Source organism: Porphyromonas gulae DSM 15663 (genome assembly GCF_000378065.1).
Classification (GTDB): Bacteria; Bacteroidota; Bacteroidia; order Bacteroidales; family Porphyromonadaceae; genus Porphyromonas; species Porphyromonas gulae.
In genome coordinates this window covers 40,785-57,662 of sequence record NZ_KB899155.1, presented here as the reverse complement: position 1 = coordinate 57,662, position 16,878 = coordinate 40,785, and the positions used below count along the sequence as shown (strand labels likewise).

The window sequence follows — 16,878 nt, the reverse complement described above, 5'->3', positions numbered from 1 at the left end:
CGTTTTTCATCAGGCGATGCATACACGCGCTGAGAAGTTGGAGGCTTTCGGCCGTCTGCTGGATGTCTTGGATACGTTGCGAGAGCAGTGTCCGTGGGATCGGAAACAGACGAACGAAAGCCTTCGAACAAATACAATAGAAGAGGTCTATGAGCTGAGCGAAGCTCTTCTGGGCGAGTGTCCGGACGAGATTCGCAAGGAGCTTGGCGATGTCCTGCTGCACGTGACTTTCTATGCCAAGATAGGAGAGGAAAAAGGCCAGTTTGATATTGCTTCGGTCTGCCATGCCCTCTGCGACAAGCTGATCTATCGGCATCCGCATATTTACGGCGATGTGCAGGTGGAAAATGCTGCCGAAGTGGTACGCAACTGGGAGCAACTCAAACTCCGAGAAAAGGATGGGAACAAGTCCGTTCTCGCCGGTGTGCCGAAGTCTCTTCCCGCTTTGGTGAAGAGCTATCGCATGCAGGAGAAAGCTGCCGGCGTAGGCTTCGACTGGGAGCAGCGAGAGCACGTATGGCCGAAGGTGGACGAGGAGCTGAACGAAGTCCGAGGAGCTATTGCCTCTGAAGATACCGATGCCATGGAGGCAGAATTCGGGGACTTGCTCTTTGCCGTGGTGAATGCTGCCCGTCTTTATGGTATCAATCCGGATAATGCTCTCGAACGTACCAATAGAAAATTCGACAGCCGTTTCTCCTATGTGGAGATGCGAGCCGGACAGCAGGGCAAAGCCCTCAAAGACATGACTCTTTCTGAGATGGATGCGCTGTGGAATGAGGCAAAGCAGAAAGGATTCTAACCTCGTTCCAAGGGGAAAAAGCTATCTTTGTAAGCACGATTTAGCATTATTACTATAATGAACGAAGACATTAAAAAGAATACCTCGGCATCGGAATATTCGGCCAGCAATATCCAAGTATTGGAAGGCTTGGAAGCTGTCCGCAAGCGACCGGCCATGTATATAGGTGACATCAGCGAAAAGGGATTGCACCATCTGGTCTATGAAGTTGTGGACAACTCGATAGACGAAGCTTTGGCCGGATACTGCGACAATGTAGAGGTAATCATAGAAGAAGATAACTCCATTACGGTTCGTGACAATGGTCGCGGTATTCCGGTGGACTATCACGAGAAAGAAGGTAAGAGTGCTCTCGAAGTGGTTTTGACCGTACTGCATGCCGGAGGTAAGTTTGACAAGGGTTCATACAAGGTCTCCGGAGGTTTGCACGGAGTGGGTGTTTCCTGTGTGAATGCGCTTTCCACGTATTTGCGTGCTGAGGTGCATCGTGACGGGAAGATCCATATGCAGGAATTCAGCTGTGGCAAACCGTTGCACGATGTGGAGGTGATAGGCTCCACGGATCGTACGGGGACAACTATTCAGTTCAAGCCGGACAGCTCTATTTTCTCTGTTACGGAATACCAATATTCGATACTGGCCAAACGCCTTCGTGAGCTTTCCTATCTGAATGCGGGGATCACTCTTTCGCTGACGGATAAGCGAATAATCAAGGAAGACGGTAGCGGTTATAAGCAAGATGTATTCTATTCGGAAGAAGGGCTGAAGGAGTTTGTCCGTCACCTCGACCGTATGAAAGAACCACTGGTGGACAACGTTATCCACATCGTTACCGAGAAGCAAGGGATCCCCGTGGAGGTAGCCATGACATACAATACTTCCTATCTGGAGAATGTATATAGCTACGTCAATGACATCAATACGATCGAAGGCGGTACGCACTTGGCCGGATTCCGTCGTGGACTTACTCGAACTTTGAAGAAGTATGCCACGGACTCCAAGCTTTTGGATAAGGTGAAGGTGGAGATCACCGGCGACGACTTCCGCGAAGGACTGACTGCCGTGATCAGCATCAAGGTGGCCGAACCCCAGTTCGAAGGACAGACCAAGACCAAGCTCGGCAATAATGAAGTGACCGGTGCAGTCGATATGGCTGTAAGCGAAGCTCTCGAATACTATCTGGAGGAGCATCCGAAAGAAGCTAAGCTGATCGTGGACAAAGTCGTATTGGCAGCAACCGCTCGTCAGGCAGCCCGTAAGGCTCGCGAAATGGTGCAGCGCAAATCGCCCTTGTCCGGTGGAGGACTGCCGGGTAAGCTGGCCGACTGCTCTTCCAAAGATCCGGAGCAGTGCGAACTCTTCCTCGTCGAGGGTGATTCGGCCGGTGGAACCGCCAAGCAAGGACGCGACCGTGAGTTTCAGGCTATCTTGCCGCTGAGAGGAAAGATCCTCAATGTGGAGAAAGCCATGCAGCACAAGGTATTCGAAAGCGAAGAAATCCGCAACATATATACTGCTTTGGGGGTGACGATCGGAACGGAAGAGGACAGTAAAGCCCTCAATCTCTCCAAACTTCGCTATCATAAGGTGGTGATCATGACCGATGCTGATGTGGACGGTAGTCATATCGCTACGCTCATCCTTACGTTCTTCTTCAGGAATATGCGTACGCTTATAGAAAACGGCTATGTCTTCATCGCTACTCCTCCTCTCTACCTTTGCAAGAAGGGGAAAGAACAGGAGTATTGCTGGACGGAGCAGCAGCGGCAAGCGTTTATCGACCGTTATGCCGATGGTAATGAAAGCCGTGTGCATGTACAGCGTTACAAGGGTCTTGGTGAGATGAACGAGGAACAGCTTTGGGAGACGACGATGGATCCGGAGAAGAGGACGCTTCGTAAGGTGACGATCGAGAATGCTGCTGAAGCAGACGCCATATTCTCCATGCTGATGGGAGATGAGGTGGGTCCGCGCAGGGAGTTTATAGAAGAAAATGCTACTTATGCAAGAATAGATGCTTAGTCCTAAGAACTATCAGTACTATCCTGCGGCGCTCCGACAGCTCTATGAAGAGCTTGACGGTGCGCCGCAAGCTTTTGAGGGAGGAGAGTCTCCTTCTCGGCCTGTTATCGGCTTGACGGCCAATTACAATGCCTCCGGCTCGTGTATCGCCAGAGCCTATACCGAGTCCGTGATCCGTGCCGGCGGTTTGCCTCTACTTATTCCTCTGACTGCGGATATGAGGACTATACGCCATTATGCCACGCTCATCGATGGACTGATTCTTTCCGGTGGAGACGATTTGCTCCCTTCCTATCTGGGAGAAGACCCGATCCCCACACTGGGCGAAGTCAATCCTGAGCGAGATCGGAGCGAACTGCTATTGGTGGCCGAAGCCTCACGCCGCAATGTGCCGATCCTCGGTATCTGTCGGGGGCATCAACTCCTTGCGACAGCTTTCGGTGGAGGGATGTATCAGGACATATATGCCCGGTTGGAAAATCCGCTGGGGCATAATCCGAAAATCCCCATATCGTTTGCGGCACACCAAGTCCGCTTGCAAGGCGATTCCGTATTGGCTCGGGTACTTGGCCTAAGCGATGGCAAATCAATACAAGTCAACAGCCTGCATCATCAGGCAGTCAGCAGAGCACCGAAACCTTTCCGCGTGACAGCCCTTTCGTCCGATGGCATTATCGAAGCCATGGAGGCCTATCCGGAGAAGCCTATCCTCTCGGTACAGTGGCATCCGGAGCAAATGGCCTATGCCGGTGATGCCCGTCAGCAGAAGCTGTTCGATCATTTGGTCGCCGAGGCATCTCTCTTTGCCAGAGCCAAAGCGGTGCACCGCTCTGTAATTGTGCTGGATTCGCATGTGGATACGCCCATGCATTTTACTCCGGATTTCGATTTTATGAAGAGAGGAAATACGCTGGTCGATGGCCCCAAGATGTGCGAAGGACTTGTCGATGCCTGTGTCATGGTTGCCTATCTTCCGCAGGGCGAGCGCGATGATGCCTCACTGAAACAGGCTACGGACTACGCTACGGAGAAACTGGAGGCTATTCGTTCCCAAGTGCTCTTGCATCCCGAAAGTCTGATGCTGGCGACCAATCCCGAAGAGGTGCGAGAGGCTAAACGTAGAGGTTTGCGTGCCATTATCCCCGGCATAGAAAACGGCTATGCCATAGGCAAAGAGTTGGCTAATATCGAGCGGTTTCGTGACATGGGAGTCTGCTATATCACGCTCTGCCATAATGGCGACAACGATATATGCGACTCTGCGCGTAAGAGCAAGCATGAGCATAACGGCCTGAGTGACTTTGGTCGGGAGGTCGTTCGGGAAATGAATCGGTTGGGGATTATGGTGGATGTATCCCATACGGCTCCTACCACCGTTCGTGATGTCCTTCAAATCAGTACTGCCCCGATCGTGGCCAGTCACTCTTCGGCTCGCGCCCTATGCGATCATGCACGCAACCTGACAGACGAAGAAGCCCTCGCCATAGCCCGCAATGGAGGAGTGGTTCAGGTTTGCCTCTATGCCGGATTCATCTTCGAGCAGGAGGAAGAGGCTTCTGTGCGGCATGCTGCAGACCATATCGACTACCTCGTCAGGTTGTTGGGCATCGAGCACGTAGGTATCGGTTCTGATTTCGATGGAGATGGGGAGTTAGTCGGCTGTAGGGGAGCCAATGACCTGATCAATCTGACTGTCGAACTTCTACGTCGCGGCTATACTTCGGATCAACTCAAGCTACTTTGGGGCGAAAATTTTCTTCGAGTAATGCACGATGTGCAAGAAAGATCAAAGTGTCACTAGATGTAGTCTTTCGGTGCGTTTTAGCTGCCAAAGATTCGATTTTGGTGTACAATTATTTGCAAATGTGAAAATAACCTCTATCTTTGCATCGTGGTTTTTTCATAATAGTATTAGATTTTAAGGTTAACAAGAAGATCGAAGGCTGTCGGGAGACATTCTTTAGATTGCGAGATCCCGACCTGTGCTTATTGCGCAGGGCGGGTTTTTGTTTTTAAGGCGATCTTTTTTTGTTACTCGTTACCCTTGTCCGAAAGGATCTCAAAAAGAGCAAAAAGCGGAGGAACAGAAAGTTTAAGATGTCGGACAGTGAGGTCATGACTGTCCTGGTCCCGTTTCATCTGTCAAAATACCGAGATTTGAAAGCTTTTTATCTTCATACCACCCACTCTTGTCAATCCGAGTTTCCACTTCTTCTCTCTTATAATCGCTTTGTAGAGCTGCAAAGCAGGGTGGGCTTCAAGTTGATAGCATTTCTCAATATGTAGTCGTCCCTTAAAGAACATTTTTAAGGGACGACTATATAATAGGGCTGTATTGTTAGTTCTGAGGAAGATTGATTAGCCCTAAACAAACATCTCCACCCCAGTTGCGGTCTTGGGTGGAGTTTTTTTACTCGTAAGTTTTTGGGTGTAGAAAAGGGCGTAAATCTCATAACTTGCTGATTTACACCCTTGTTTGCGGAGAGAGAGGTTTGCGAACAATACCCCACAACTCCTTGTATCGTAGACTTTTATGCCTTTTTTCTTTTTTATTGTAGCCAAATTGTAGCCACAAGAGAGTATTTAGAGAGTACTCATAGATACTGCTATTGGAAATACTCACTTGTATTTCTTTGGTTCAAAAGTACTCAAAACAGGAACACTTTCCAAACTATTTGATAGGAAATATTTTATCAGCCTCTTGGCTACAATTTTCAGTGCACGGTGCAAGCCCTTATATATAAAGGGACTTGCACCGTGCACTGACTTTCATTAACCTATACATGGCAAATCCTCCTCAATGGTATCATAATACCAAATAATGGTAATATAATATTCTGTTTCTGAGCTTTTCTCTATGGAACTTTGCAGTAAAAAATATAAATACTTATACGATGCCCAAAAAGAAATGCCCCAAAATGGAAGAACAAGGATGCCTGTTTATTGTCTGTCCAACTTTAGAAATGAGACTTCGAGCTTCTTCCAATCTCAAGAGAGTTGCAATGAATGCAAACATGGAATACTCCAATTTTATTAAAGCTTGTAAGTTAGAGAGCAATCTCAATCTTCGCACCTATCTAAAGTGTGCAAAGGCATTTGACAAGGAGGTTGTTTTACTTCATCTCCCTTCAGGCTTTGTGGAATCTATTACGACTCCTCAGAAACATCAATGGTTCTCTACTATCGAACAAAGAGACCTCATGGAGATTGTACGCAAGCTATTCCAAATAGACACAGAAGTTATACTTTTCCACATTGAGCACTTTGTGCATCAAATGAAAGAGCAAGGAGATGATGAGAGCATGAAGCAACTATTCGCATCATTGTTCGAAGTTGTACAGAAACTTTTGAAGAATTATGGACACAAATAATCCTCTATCGTTGCTTGACGAAGTCAGAGCTCTTCGTGAAGACATCAGACAGGTGACAGGCTTCATTCTGGAACTCAAACGTGACTACTCGGTACTGGAGGATAAAATAGAATTGAATAGTTCTGATGTTCTTCGCCTTTTGGGCATCTCGAAAGCATCATTGGCGCGTTGGCGAGAAGCTAAAGTTATTCCCTATCGCTACCTGTCGAGCAATCATGTGGTTTATCCTTTCAAGGGCTTATATCTTGCTATCAAGACGGGACGAGCAACTTTCAAGGGCTTTCGCAGGTTAGAAGCTTTGCAGAGAATGAATGCCTACAAAGATGGTATCATTAAAGGCTATATGGGCGAGGATACGGTAATATTTGAAGAACTATGAATCTGAAAGAAGAAATCTTAGCTCGCACCAATCGGGGTTTAGAAGTATTCTGCTTTTATATGCCGATTGATTTCGTGCCCAAACGTAACTTTAGAAACCCTTTGTACGACGATAGGCATGCCTCCTGCAACATCTATTTGGATGCTAAAACGCAGTGTTACCGAATGAAAGACTTTGGTAATGATATGTATTCGGGAGACTGTTTTTGGTTTGCTGCTACTATTTTGGGATTAGATGTGAAAACAGATTTTCGTAAGGTCTTGGAGTGTATTATTGAAGATCTACATTTGAATATCTCAGATGAAAGTAGTGAAAGGAAGAGATATTTGCCACGTCCCTCTCCCCCTGTTATCAAGCCTAAGCGACCTATAACAAGCACAGAGCACCTCAAGCGATTCAAGTTATACGAACAAGCTTTTACAAATGAAGAACTAAAATTCTGGATGCGTTATGGCATCAACAATAAGACCCTTGAACGCTTCCATGTTCGCTCCTTGGCTCGTTATGAGTCCATTTCATCTCAAGGGAAGCCCTACTTCCTACAATCCTCTCTGGAGGAGCCGATGTTTGCCTATATATTGGGAGATTTTGTAAAACTCTATCGCCCCAAGAGTAAAGTACGCTTTCTTTATGGAGGAGAGAAAACAGAGGATTATATCTTTGGTTTTGAGCAGCTCCCCAGTAAGGGAGATATACTCTTCATTACGGGAGGAGAAAAAGATGTACTCACACTCGCTGCTCATCATTTTCATGCTATTTGCTTTAACAGTGAAACGGCTCTTATTCCTGAGCCCACTATCGAAAGTTTACAACTCAGATTTCGACACATTATCCTCCTTTATGACACGGATGAAACAGGACAAAGAGAAGCCGAACGCCAGGCAGAAATACTCTCCCATCGCAACGTGTTGAGCTTGACTCTACCCTTGGCAGGAGGCAAAAATGAGAAAGATATATCAGACTTTTTCGCTTCGGGTAAAACCGAGGCAGAGCTTAGAGCCCTGATAACTCATAGGCTATCGGAAATATATACACAAACAATGATGATGCTACGTTCTTGTGAGATAGATTATGACAACCCGCCGGATGCTTCCAAAGCCATAGTGTCTGTAAAAGGTGTCCCCCTTGGAACACAAGATAATCTTCTCTGTATTACGGGAGGTGAGGGCACAGGGAAAAGCAATTATATCTCGGCTATTCTTTCCGGAGCCCTTGGCATAGAGCGTTTGAATCCCGAACAAACCTTGGGCTTGGAGATTACAGCTAACCCCAAAGGCTTGGCTGTATTGCATTACGACACAGAACAATCGGAAGCTCAGCTGTATAAGAATTTAGGCAAGACCTTACGAAGGGCTTCTTTATCAACTGTACCTGAATTTTATCACTCGTTATACCTTGCCTCCTTCTCTCGAAAAGATCGTCTCAAACTGATTCGCGAGAGTATGGATTTGTTTCACCACAAACATGGAGGTATTCATCTGGTTGTAATTGATGGTATTGCAGATCTCATACGCTCGGCCAATGACGAAAGTGAGAGTATTGCCATAGTAGATGACCTCTATCGTTTAGCCGGGGTTTATAATACTTGCATTATTTGTGTGCTTCACTTCGTTCCCAATGGTATCAAACTCCGCGGTCATATCGGCTCAGAATTACAACGTAAGGCAGCTGGCATTTTATCTATTGAGAAAGATGATAACCCCGAATATTCAGTGGTAAAGGCTCTGAAAGTAAGAGATGGCAGTCCTTTGGATGTGCCGATGATACTTTTTGGCTGGGACAAGGATTTAGATATGCACGTTTATCGAGGGGAGAAATCAAAGGAGGAGAAGGAGAAGCGTAAGACAGATGAACTTATTGCTGTTGTGCGAGAAGCGTTTAAGCATAGCCACAGACTTTCATATCAAGAACTCTGTGAGGTGCTGATGCGAGAGATGGAAATCAAGGAACGTACTGCCAAGAAGTATATTGCTTATATGAGGGAGCAGGAAATTCTGACTCAGGATACAAGTGGGTATTATCAAAGAGGAGAGTTATGTCGAATTTAGAGAATCAAACCGAAGAACTCTGGCAAAAACGCCTGTTTGAACGTATTTTATCTCTGGAAGAAAAAGTCGACCATCTGCTCGTTCTACAAGAGCAAAGGATCGACACAAAGATTCACCCTCCCTTAAAGCCCGAGTATCTTGACATTATCGATGTATCTAAACTTCTTAAAGTGGAACAGAAGACTGTCTACAACTGGGTTTGGTCCGGTAAAATACCCTATCTTAAGGCTAATGGACGATTACTCTTTAAGCGAAATGAGATTGATGAGATGCTAGAAAACGATAGAATATTGGAGTAGATGTTGCAACAAATAGAATATCAGAAGTTTGCATGCTCGAACTTAATTGTCTAAATTTGCAAATGGGGACGAAAAGTGTCCCTGTTTGCAAATTTGAACAATAGGTAGATTGCCTGAAGATGGTTTACGGAACTTTTATTGAAAGTGTGCTTGCAGAGGGACGACTAACATTCTCTCGCGAGGAACTAATTAGTCGTGGAGTATCTCCTGAGTTAGTAAAGAGAACTATCTCTAGATATACTCAGCTGGGTAAACTATATTCTATCAGACAAGGTTTTTATGCAATTGTTACTCCAGAGTTTAGTACTCAGAATAGAGTACCAGAGGTGTTATTCATTGATGACTTAATGAAATACCTACATACTCCCTACTATGTTTCTCTATTATCTGCCGCAGCTTTACATGGTGCCGGTCATCAACAACCAATGAGTTTCTTTGTAACACAATCAGGCACAAAAATTAGGAATATTGAGACAGGAAAGCATTTGATAGATTTTACTTTATCCCAACATTGGGAAAGTGAGTCTGTTATGTCATTAAAAACAAGAACGGGATATATCCAAGTTTCCACACCAGAAGCAACAATCTTCGATTTGGTTATATCTCAAAAGAAAATCGGTTTAGGGAGAAGTATTGAGGTTATTCAAGAACTGACTGATATTATACAAAAGTCTAAAATGAGATCACTAGTTCGTTTCTACCCTGTTGCGATACGACAAAGAGTAGGGTACATCTTGGACTTCATTGGTGTAGATTCAACAATAATAGAATCTTCTCTAAAATCTGAAATCCTACATAAGGTGCCTTTTTCTCTGTCTAAACCAAGAGTTGGTACAGCTGACGAAAAGTGGAAGGTTATAATGAATGAGACAATAACAACGGATATCCTATGATTCCTCAAAGATATATTATAGAGTGGCGACATATAGCTCCGTGGACAAATGATGCCCAGGTAGAGCAGGATTTGGTAATTAGTCGAGCTTTAGTTGAGATGTTTCAATCTGAGCTGTTGCGCAATGCTTTGGCTTTCCGAGGAGGAACAGCCTTGCATAAGCTATTTATTGCTCCCCAAGTGAGATACTCTGAGGACATTGATTTAGTTCAAATCTCATCAGAGCCCATAAAGCCAATCCTTATGGAAATCCGTAAGCGGTTAGCATTCTTAGGGACAAAACGTGTCGTTAAGCAACACATTCATAACAACACGATATTGTATCGATTTGAATCAGAGATGCCTCCTATTGTCAATCTCAGACTTAAAATAGAAATCAATACACGAGAGCACTTCAGTGTTCTGGGACTACAAGACTTCCCTTTTCGTGTTGAGAATTCATGGTTTTCAGGAGAGACCACCATCAATACATACAAATTAGAAGAGTTATTAGGAACAAAGTTGCGTGCATTGTATCAACGTCGCAAAGGTCGAGATCTCTTTGATTTGTATTGGTCTCTCAAGCAAGGAAATGTTGATTTAGAACAAGTATTGGCTTGTTACCAAAAGTATATGGAGTTTGTCGTAGACAAAGTCCCTTCTAAAAAACAGTTCTTAGCGAATATGGAAGATAAGATGCAGGACGAGGAGTTCCTCTCAGATATGAGAGCTATTATTCGTCCAGGGATAAATTACTCTCCGCAGGAGGCTTGGACATTGGTAAAAGAGAAACTAGTTGATTTGTTATAATGAATCTTGGCACAATTTATTTTTATATTTTCCACTTGGGCTTAGAGATTACCACACGACTCATGATGCCCGGGTTTTCTGGCTCGCTCTTCTTAGGAGCGTGCATAGAGGACTGCGGCGTTGTCATGTATTGGGGCAAAGTGTGAGTAGACTCTTGCGTTGCCTCTTGAGAGGTCGTGTTTTGTACTCCTCCTTGTCCTTGCCTCTTCTTCTCTCCATCTTTGATTTCTTCCTTCTCAGGCTCAGGCGGAGCAAGCTCTAAGGCAATTTTTCGGTCGAGTTCGGCAGCTTGTCCTTTGAGCAAACGCAGTTCGTTCTCCTTCTTCCACGATCCATTGGCAATTGTCGTGTACACCCCAATATCTGCCGTCGCCTTGGCAAGTTCCTTCTCATGTGTCTCAATGACCTTAGGGATACGTTCGAGGGCATTGACAAAGTTAGCACAGGCAAGTTTAGGATCACTGGCGAGCTTACCATTGTTATAGGTGTAATAGATACCTTCCTGCCCTTTGACAAAAAATCGATTGGACGACATCTGAAAGAGGTCTTTCATGGAGCTTTCGGTCTTGACCGTTATCGAGAAGCCATAAATCTCCCCAATCTTGTGATGCTCGCCATTGGTGCGGGCTTTCTCCTCAATCTCCTGAAGGCGTGCTGCCATCACCTTGATGTCTGCACCCTCGTCTACGCCTTTCAGAATAAGCTTATTGATGGGATTGCTCTCAGCATCTCGCTCTACTCGGCTCTCAAAGGTTGATAGGTCTGCTTTGGCTTCCTGCACTCTTCCCGTATGGTACTCGATAGAGTGCTGTATCTCTGCCAATTTACCACTCGCGGCATCACGCTCTTTGAGAAAGGACTTACGCTCTGACTCAAGAGCTGTTATCTTCTTATCAAGCTTGGCTTTCTCCAAAAGGTCTGTATTACCCGAGAGTACGGCCACATATTCCGAGAAGTTCATACCGCTATCCTCGTCCATAGAACCCTCGTCAATCGTACGAGAGCCGAGCGTATTTGTCTTGAGCTGATTGATGAAGAGCTGCTTGTTGTGCAGGAGATTGAACTTATAGCTATCTAATGAACGCTCAACGGCATAGATAATGACATCAACCTTATTGTCGGCAAACTCTTTGGCCACAAGGTTCCCTTTACGGATGGCTCGTCCATTGCGCTGCTCAAGGTCTGAAGGACGCCAAGGCGTATCGAGATGATGAATCGCTACCGCTCGCTGTTGGGCATTAACTCCCGTTCCAAGCATTTCGGTGGACCCGAACAGGATGCGTATACTTCCCTTATTCATACCCTCGATTACTGCTTTTTTAGCCTTCTCATTTTTGCATTCTTGAATGAAACGGATCTCTGATGAGGGTATGCCATAGTCTTCAGTGAGCTTACGCTTGATTTCCGAATAGACATTCCACTCTCCGGGCTTGTAAGTCCCGAGGTCAGAGAAGACAAATTGCGTCCCTTTTTGTGCATTATACTTTTGGTAGTAGTCGTTAAGCATTTTGGCGCAGTGAGAAGCCTTATTGTCGATGTGGTCTTCGTAGGCAGAATCAATCATGCGTAGGTCAAGACTCATCTTCCTCGCGTAGTCGGTTGCTATAAGCATTTTCGCCTTTTCCTCTTTTTCGCTTAGTGGTTCACGACCAAGAAGAGTGGCATTACCGGTCTTAGCAAACTCCATCAGTCGTTTGATAAAATCCTCCTGCTCAGGTGTTGGCGGAATGTTGTGTAGGACTTCATTCTTCTCTGGCCGATCGATACCGATGTCCTTGGCAGTGCGGAAATCGCAGATCTCCGCATAGAACGAGGCGAGTTCCGGTACCTTAATGAAGGTGCGGAAGCGTTCCTTCTGAATGATTTCATTTGTTACTGAAAACTCATAGTCGGTGCTTTTCTTGGCAAAGACTGCTGCCCAAGCATCAAAGCTGTTGATACCTTGCTTCTCAAGGGCTTGCGGACGCAGGTATTTGAAGAGCAAATAAAGCTCGGTCAAACTATTGGAGATTGTAGTGCCGGAGAGGAAAGTCGCCCCCAAGTCCTTGCCCGACCGCTCCTGAATGGTACGAATTGCAAAGAGCATATTGAGGGCCCGTTGTGAGCCATCGGGGTTCCCCAAGCCTGATACACGGTCATGACGGGTATTGAACATCAAGTTCTTAAATCGATGCGACTCATCCACAAAGAGGTGATCAATGCCCATCATCTTAAAGTCTACGGCATCGTCCTTGCGTTCGGCTATGCTGTCTTGGATATCTCGGAGCTTAACCTCTAAGGTCTGCTTCCGTTTTTCCAAGCCCTTGAGCATACCCCGAGAGATGTCCCTACCCTGTTGGCGCAACACCTCGAGGTTCTCTTCCACCGAGTCCATCTCCTTTTGCAAGATAGCCTGCTGTATTTCGAGGGCTTGAGGGATCATTCCAAACTGCTCGTGGGTAAGGATAATACAGTCCCAATCATTGTTCTTGATGTCGTTGAAAATACGTTGACGGTTCTGCTTGGAGAAGTCCTCTTTACCGGGATAGAGGATTTTGGCATTAGGGTAAGCTTTGCGAAAGGTATCGGCAATGTCAAAGACATTCGCCTTTAGACCGATAATCATCGGCTTATTCACCAAGCCCAATCGCTTCATCTCGTAGGCTGCTGTACACATAATGAGAGTCTTGCCTGCTCCTACTTCATGGTCGCAGATACCCCCTCCATTGTTTTTGAGCATCCAGACGGCATCTTTTTGGCTCTTATACAGGCCGGGAATCCCTAACCTCTTGAGGTCGAGGTTAGGGAAAGATTGATGCGAGCCGTCAAAATTTGGACGGACGAAGCAGTTAAAGAGCTCATTGTAGCGATCAGCAAGTTGCTCCTTAAAGCTCTCGGGACTTCTTCCCAGCCAATCGACAAATCCTTGGCGGATTTCTTCAATTTTGGCATTGGCTTGCTGTATCTTCTCACCATCCCTGACTTTGATAGTTTTTGTTTCACCCGTAGTCTTATCTACCACCTCCTTGTTCTTGTTGATGTCGGGGATGGTATTATGTAAGGCATGCTTGAGGAGATGTAAACCATCATAGCGACGAAACTCTCCTTGTACCGCATACTTGTGCCAGATACTGGCATTCTTCCTATCACAGCTAATCGTGTACTCATCCATGTTGGAATGGTAACTGATACGAATGTCCGTTTCAAAGAACTCGGAGGCAAACTTCTCATATACACTACTCGGAATCCAACGCTCTCCGAAGTTAAAATCAAGGTCGCTAAAAGGAATTGGCGTTGGGCGCGCTGCCATGAGTGCTGCCAAGCTCTGCTTGCCTTCCTCATGGTCGGGGTGGTCAAGCAACCAAGAGGCAAGCCTATCGGCTTTCTCAATCACATTGCCTGATACGAACTTGTCGGCAACCTCGTAACCATCTATCTCGGGATTGAAATAGATGCGTCCTTCCAAGGCAGAGAGGATATCCGACTCTTCCATCTCAGGAAGCAGAGAACTCATATAGTCAAGTTCTACCGTGCCGTACTTATTGAGCGAAGCACTGAGTGCTTCCAAGGGGTCGGCAGCAATGGTGAGTTCGGATGTGGAGAATCCCGTTGGATGGTCAAAGATATCGGCTTTGACAAATTGACCATTTTCTGACCTTTCGAGGAAGAGCATCTCCACCCCTGTGGCATCCATCTTGATGATATCGGTATTGCTTTTCTGATTGAAATGTCCCCAGCGAGCTACATAACTATCATATAGTCGATTGAGTTTACTGCGCTCCTCTGTTTCTTCGGAGTGGTTGATTGCTTCGTAGTCGTATAGGCGGTGATAGCTCTCACGGATTTCAATGTAGGCTTTGAGCTTTGAGAGTTGCGCATAAGGCAAATCCATCGGATTGAAAGTCGGATGCTTTTTCAGATCGGAGATAAACCCCACTTGACCATTCTGTAAGACGATAGAGCCATCCCTCAGATGTGAATCTGGCGTAGAGAGAAAAGGGCGAGGTGAAGCGTCAAAGATTTTCTTAGTCTCGATAGCAGATTGAACCGGATAAGCCTCATTTTCATTTGTATAGTCGAAAAGACTACGTTCGTAGCCACTTGTTGCTTCCTTTTTTTTGTTGGCTCTATGACGACGCTGTGTAGTTGAATGAGCGGTCTTTGTCGTGGAAGTAGTATTTGATTTCTGCTTGGACGCAGAGATCGGTTCTTTAATACCCTCATTGAACAGTGCAACCTCTTGTGTCCATAGGGTGTACTCCTCCGGAGCAAAAAGAAAAGTCTCAGACCAATCAGGATTCTCCATTATGGGATGGTGATCATCATCGAAGTAGACCGTTTGACCATTCATCTCTCGGGGAGGTTCTACATCTGTTCGTATTTCGGGTACCTCCTTCTGGTATTGATGGTGTAGCGTCAACGTAGGAACACCTTCGGGAGCGGGTTCTTCTTGGGACGTAAGACCGGCCGTAGGTGTTTGCTTTTCTTCTGTATTCTGTACCTCAGTTTTTCCCACCTCTGTCTCTTCTCCAATCTCTTCTGATACATTCTCCATCGCGGGAGTAGCTTCCTTAGTATATCGTCCTCTAACAAGGTCCTCGAGTTCCGCGATTTCGTGAAGTTTCTGAGGTTTGAAGTATAGATCTCGCTCTATGCCTAAGCCATGTATATTGACTTCCGCCATCTCATCGAGAGACATAATACCGAGTTCCCATTCATACCCCATGGTTACCGCACCGAAGCCGATACGCTCTTTGGGGTCATATTCGAGCAAATAAGCTGTGTAAGCTCCCATCGGAAAGAAGTAGCGAGCATAGGCGACTTTATCTCCGATAAGTTCCCCTTCAGTGCTGTAGAGTTTAGGTAGCTGTTTCTCGATGCTCTTAGGCAGGAGCGTGTAGGCATCGTTAATCTTGTCATCCTCCTCTGCACCTTTGCCTTTTTCCTCTTTGGACTCAGACAAGCCTGCTGTTACACCCAATTGACGGAGCTTCTTTTCGGCTTCAGCTTGTCGCTCTTCCTCTGTCATAGCAATGCCTGTCTCATACAATTTTCTGTCAAAACGCGTCCTTATATCCTCTGAGAGCTGAAAGCGTAGACTTTGAGCCATCTCTTCAATACCACCATCGAACTCATAGACCCACGTGGGTTTACCATAAGGGTCTGTACCCATCGTGCGACTTGTGGCGATGGTGTGTTTCATCACTTCCTGCCACTCACCCTCAAAAAGAGAGCTATGATTAAAGGCAATAGAGAAGCCATCACCTTTGGGTATCGGGAAAGTGCTGATAAAGGCTTGCTCCATCCCTTCGCCAATATCTTTACCCGACTGCTTTTGCAGGACAATGAGGTCGCTTCCGACTTCTGTGCCGGCATTCTCACTGAACATACCCGAGGGTAGGCGAATAGCCGAGATAAGCCGACTGTTTTGCATCAGATAGCGACGGATAGGCTCGTTACGGGGAGCATCGAGGACACCTTGTGAAGTGATGAAGGCAAGTAGCCCACCCTCCTTGAGCGTATCCAGCCCTTTAACGAAGAAATAATTATGAATGGCTCTGGTAGATTCGCTCTTGAGTACATCCTTACCCTTGGTATAACTACGGTCGTAGACCATAAAGTCTCCAAAAGGGATGTTACTTGTCACAAGGTCGTACTTATCCTTGTCCTCCACTTCTCCAATGGCTTCAAAGGGTTGATTCTGCACGAAGATATTCCCTTCACCATAGGGGTGAAGGGCTTGTGAAATGCGAGCCGTCAGGAGGTCTTTCTCCATGGTATCGACAAGACTTACCTGCTTGGCAAAGGTCTCGGCAAAAGCTCCCATGCCTGCGGAAGGATCCAAACATCGCTTGATGGTAACCCCGGTTGTCGCAATGGAGTCGGCAATAGCTGAGACAATATGTGTGTCCGTGTAGAAGGAGGTGAGTACACTCGCCTTTATACTATCCCAATAGCGTTTGGCGGTATGGGCATCTATTGCTTCTCGATAAATGAGTTGCTTGAGTTGTTGCGTGGGGACAAATAGGTTTTGCTCTGAGCCGGACCAGTGTCGGATGTCCTCGGCTTGGTCACATCTGTTGAGGACACACTTGAGTCCTCCAAAACCTTGGTAACCCCTCAATATTGTTTTTTCAGCCTCGGTTGCCTCTCGACGCTCTTTCTCTAAGCGGAGTACGACACGAATAGCTTCGGTATTAGCCTCTAAAACAACTTTCTTATTGTATGCCATGGTTGTAAATCAGATAAGGTTACACAGTCGATAGTGAAGAGCGTATCTTGCACTATCGACTGTTC

Annotated in this window: 10 protein-coding genes and 1 pseudogene; 10 read left to right on the top strand and 1 reads right to left on the bottom strand. The window is 46.0% G+C overall.

The features are described from left to right. Positions 1 to 16 precede the first annotated feature (16 nt). The 10 genes and pseudogenes from mazG (at position 17) to F452_RS0104090 (ending at position 10,602) form a co-directional block, all read left to right on the top strand. Positions 17 to 802 carry a nucleoside triphosphate pyrophosphohydrolase gene (gene mazG / locus F452_RS0104135; protein ID WP_018964979.1) on the top strand — a complete coding sequence of 262 codons (786 nt, stop codon included), beginning with the start codon at positions 17 to 19 and terminating at the stop codon, positions 800 to 802. A gap of 57 nt (positions 803 to 859) precedes the next feature. Then, entirely contained in the window at positions 860 to 2,824 is a 1,965-nt protein-coding gene (gene gyrB / locus F452_RS0104130) for a DNA topoisomerase (ATP-hydrolyzing) subunit B (protein WP_018964978.1), read from the top strand. Next, positions 2,817 to 4,625, top strand: coding sequence for a gamma-glutamyl-gamma-aminobutyrate hydrolase family protein (locus F452_RS0104125; protein ID WP_018964977.1), 1,809 nt, complete (start codon positions 2,817 to 2,819; stop codon positions 4,623 to 4,625). The genes gyrB and F452_RS0104125 overlap by 8 nt, the downstream gene beginning before the upstream one ends. 266 nt (positions 4,626 to 4,891) lie before the next feature. Continuing rightward, positions 4,892 to 5,107, top strand: a pseudogene (locus tag F452_RS10700) (IS982 family transposase); the annotation flags it as partial. Positions 5,108 to 5,742: 635 nt separating this feature from the next. Continuing rightward, positions 5,743 to 6,195, top strand: a complete 453-nt coding sequence (locus F452_RS0104115; RefSeq protein WP_033317141.1) for a hypothetical protein — start codon at positions 5,743 to 5,745, stop codon at positions 6,193 to 6,195. Next, on the top strand, positions 6,182 to 6,574 hold the full coding sequence (locus F452_RS0104110) for a hypothetical protein (RefSeq protein ID WP_018964974.1): 393 nt from the start codon (positions 6,182 to 6,184) through the stop codon (positions 6,572 to 6,574). The genes F452_RS0104115 and F452_RS0104110 overlap by 14 nt, the downstream gene beginning before the upstream one ends. Then, entirely contained in the window at positions 6,571 to 8,622 is a 2,052-nt protein-coding gene (locus F452_RS0104105; RefSeq protein WP_018964973.1) for a bifunctional DNA primase/helicase, read from the top strand. Before F452_RS0104110 ends, F452_RS0104105 begins: the two co-directional genes overlap by 4 nt. Next, on the top strand, positions 8,610 to 8,921 hold the full coding sequence (locus F452_RS0104100) for a helix-turn-helix domain-containing protein (RefSeq protein ID WP_018964972.1): 312 nt from the start codon (positions 8,610 to 8,612) through the stop codon (positions 8,919 to 8,921). The genes F452_RS0104105 and F452_RS0104100 overlap by 13 nt, the downstream gene beginning before the upstream one ends. Positions 8,922 to 9,040: 119 nt before the next feature. Continuing rightward, positions 9,041 to 9,814 carry a type IV toxin-antitoxin system AbiEi family antitoxin domain-containing protein gene (locus tag F452_RS0104095; RefSeq protein ID WP_018964971.1) on the top strand — a complete coding sequence of 258 codons (774 nt, stop codon included), beginning with the start codon at positions 9,041 to 9,043 and terminating at the stop codon, positions 9,812 to 9,814. Further along, positions 9,811 to 10,602 carry a nucleotidyl transferase AbiEii/AbiGii toxin family protein gene (locus F452_RS0104090; RefSeq protein WP_018964970.1) on the top strand — a complete coding sequence of 264 codons (792 nt, stop codon included), beginning with the start codon at positions 9,811 to 9,813 and terminating at the stop codon, positions 10,600 to 10,602. Before F452_RS0104095 ends, F452_RS0104090 begins: the two co-directional genes overlap by 4 nt. A gap of 22 nt (positions 10,603 to 10,624) precedes the next feature. On the opposite strand, the gene F452_RS0104085 is transcribed toward F452_RS0104090, so the two are convergent. Continuing rightward, positions 10,625 to 16,813 carry a helicase-related protein gene (locus F452_RS0104085; protein WP_018964969.1) on the bottom strand — a complete coding sequence of 2,063 codons (6,189 nt, stop codon included), beginning with the start codon at positions 16,811 to 16,813 and terminating at the stop codon, positions 10,625 to 10,627. Positions 16,814 to 16,878: the final 65 nt, after the last annotated feature.

Excerpts from the sequence above, each read along its gene's own strand:
- F452_RS0104100 (WP_018964972.1), top strand. The coding sequence starts at position 8,610 with ATGTCGAATTTAGAGAATCAAACCGAAGAACTCTGGCAAAAACGCCTG.
- F452_RS0104125 (WP_018964977.1), top strand. The coding sequence starts at position 2,817 with ATGCTTAGTCCTAAGAACTATCAGTACTATCCTGCGGCGCTCCGACAG.
- gyrB (WP_018964978.1), top strand. The coding sequence starts at position 860 with ATGAACGAAGACATTAAAAAGAATACCTCGGCATCGGAATATTCGGCC.
- F452_RS0104085 (WP_018964969.1), bottom strand. The coding sequence starts at position 16,813 with ATGGCATACAATAAGAAAGTTGTTTTAGAGGCTAATACCGAAGCTATT.
- F452_RS0104110 (WP_018964974.1), top strand. The coding sequence starts at position 6,182 with ATGGACACAAATAATCCTCTATCGTTGCTTGACGAAGTCAGAGCTCTT.
- mazG (WP_018964979.1), top strand. The coding sequence starts at position 17 with ATGCATACACGCGCTGAGAAGTTGGAGGCTTTCGGCCGTCTGCTGGAT.
- F452_RS0104090 (WP_018964970.1), top strand. The coding sequence starts at position 9,811 with ATGATTCCTCAAAGATATATTATAGAGTGGCGACATATAGCTCCGTGG.
- F452_RS0104105 (WP_018964973.1), top strand. The coding sequence starts at position 6,571 with ATGAATCTGAAAGAAGAAATCTTAGCTCGCACCAATCGGGGTTTAGAA.
- F452_RS0104115 (WP_033317141.1), top strand. The coding sequence starts at position 5,743 with ATGGAAGAACAAGGATGCCTGTTTATTGTCTGTCCAACTTTAGAAATG.
- F452_RS0104095 (WP_018964971.1), top strand. The coding sequence starts at position 9,041 with ATGGTTTACGGAACTTTTATTGAAAGTGTGCTTGCAGAGGGACGACTA.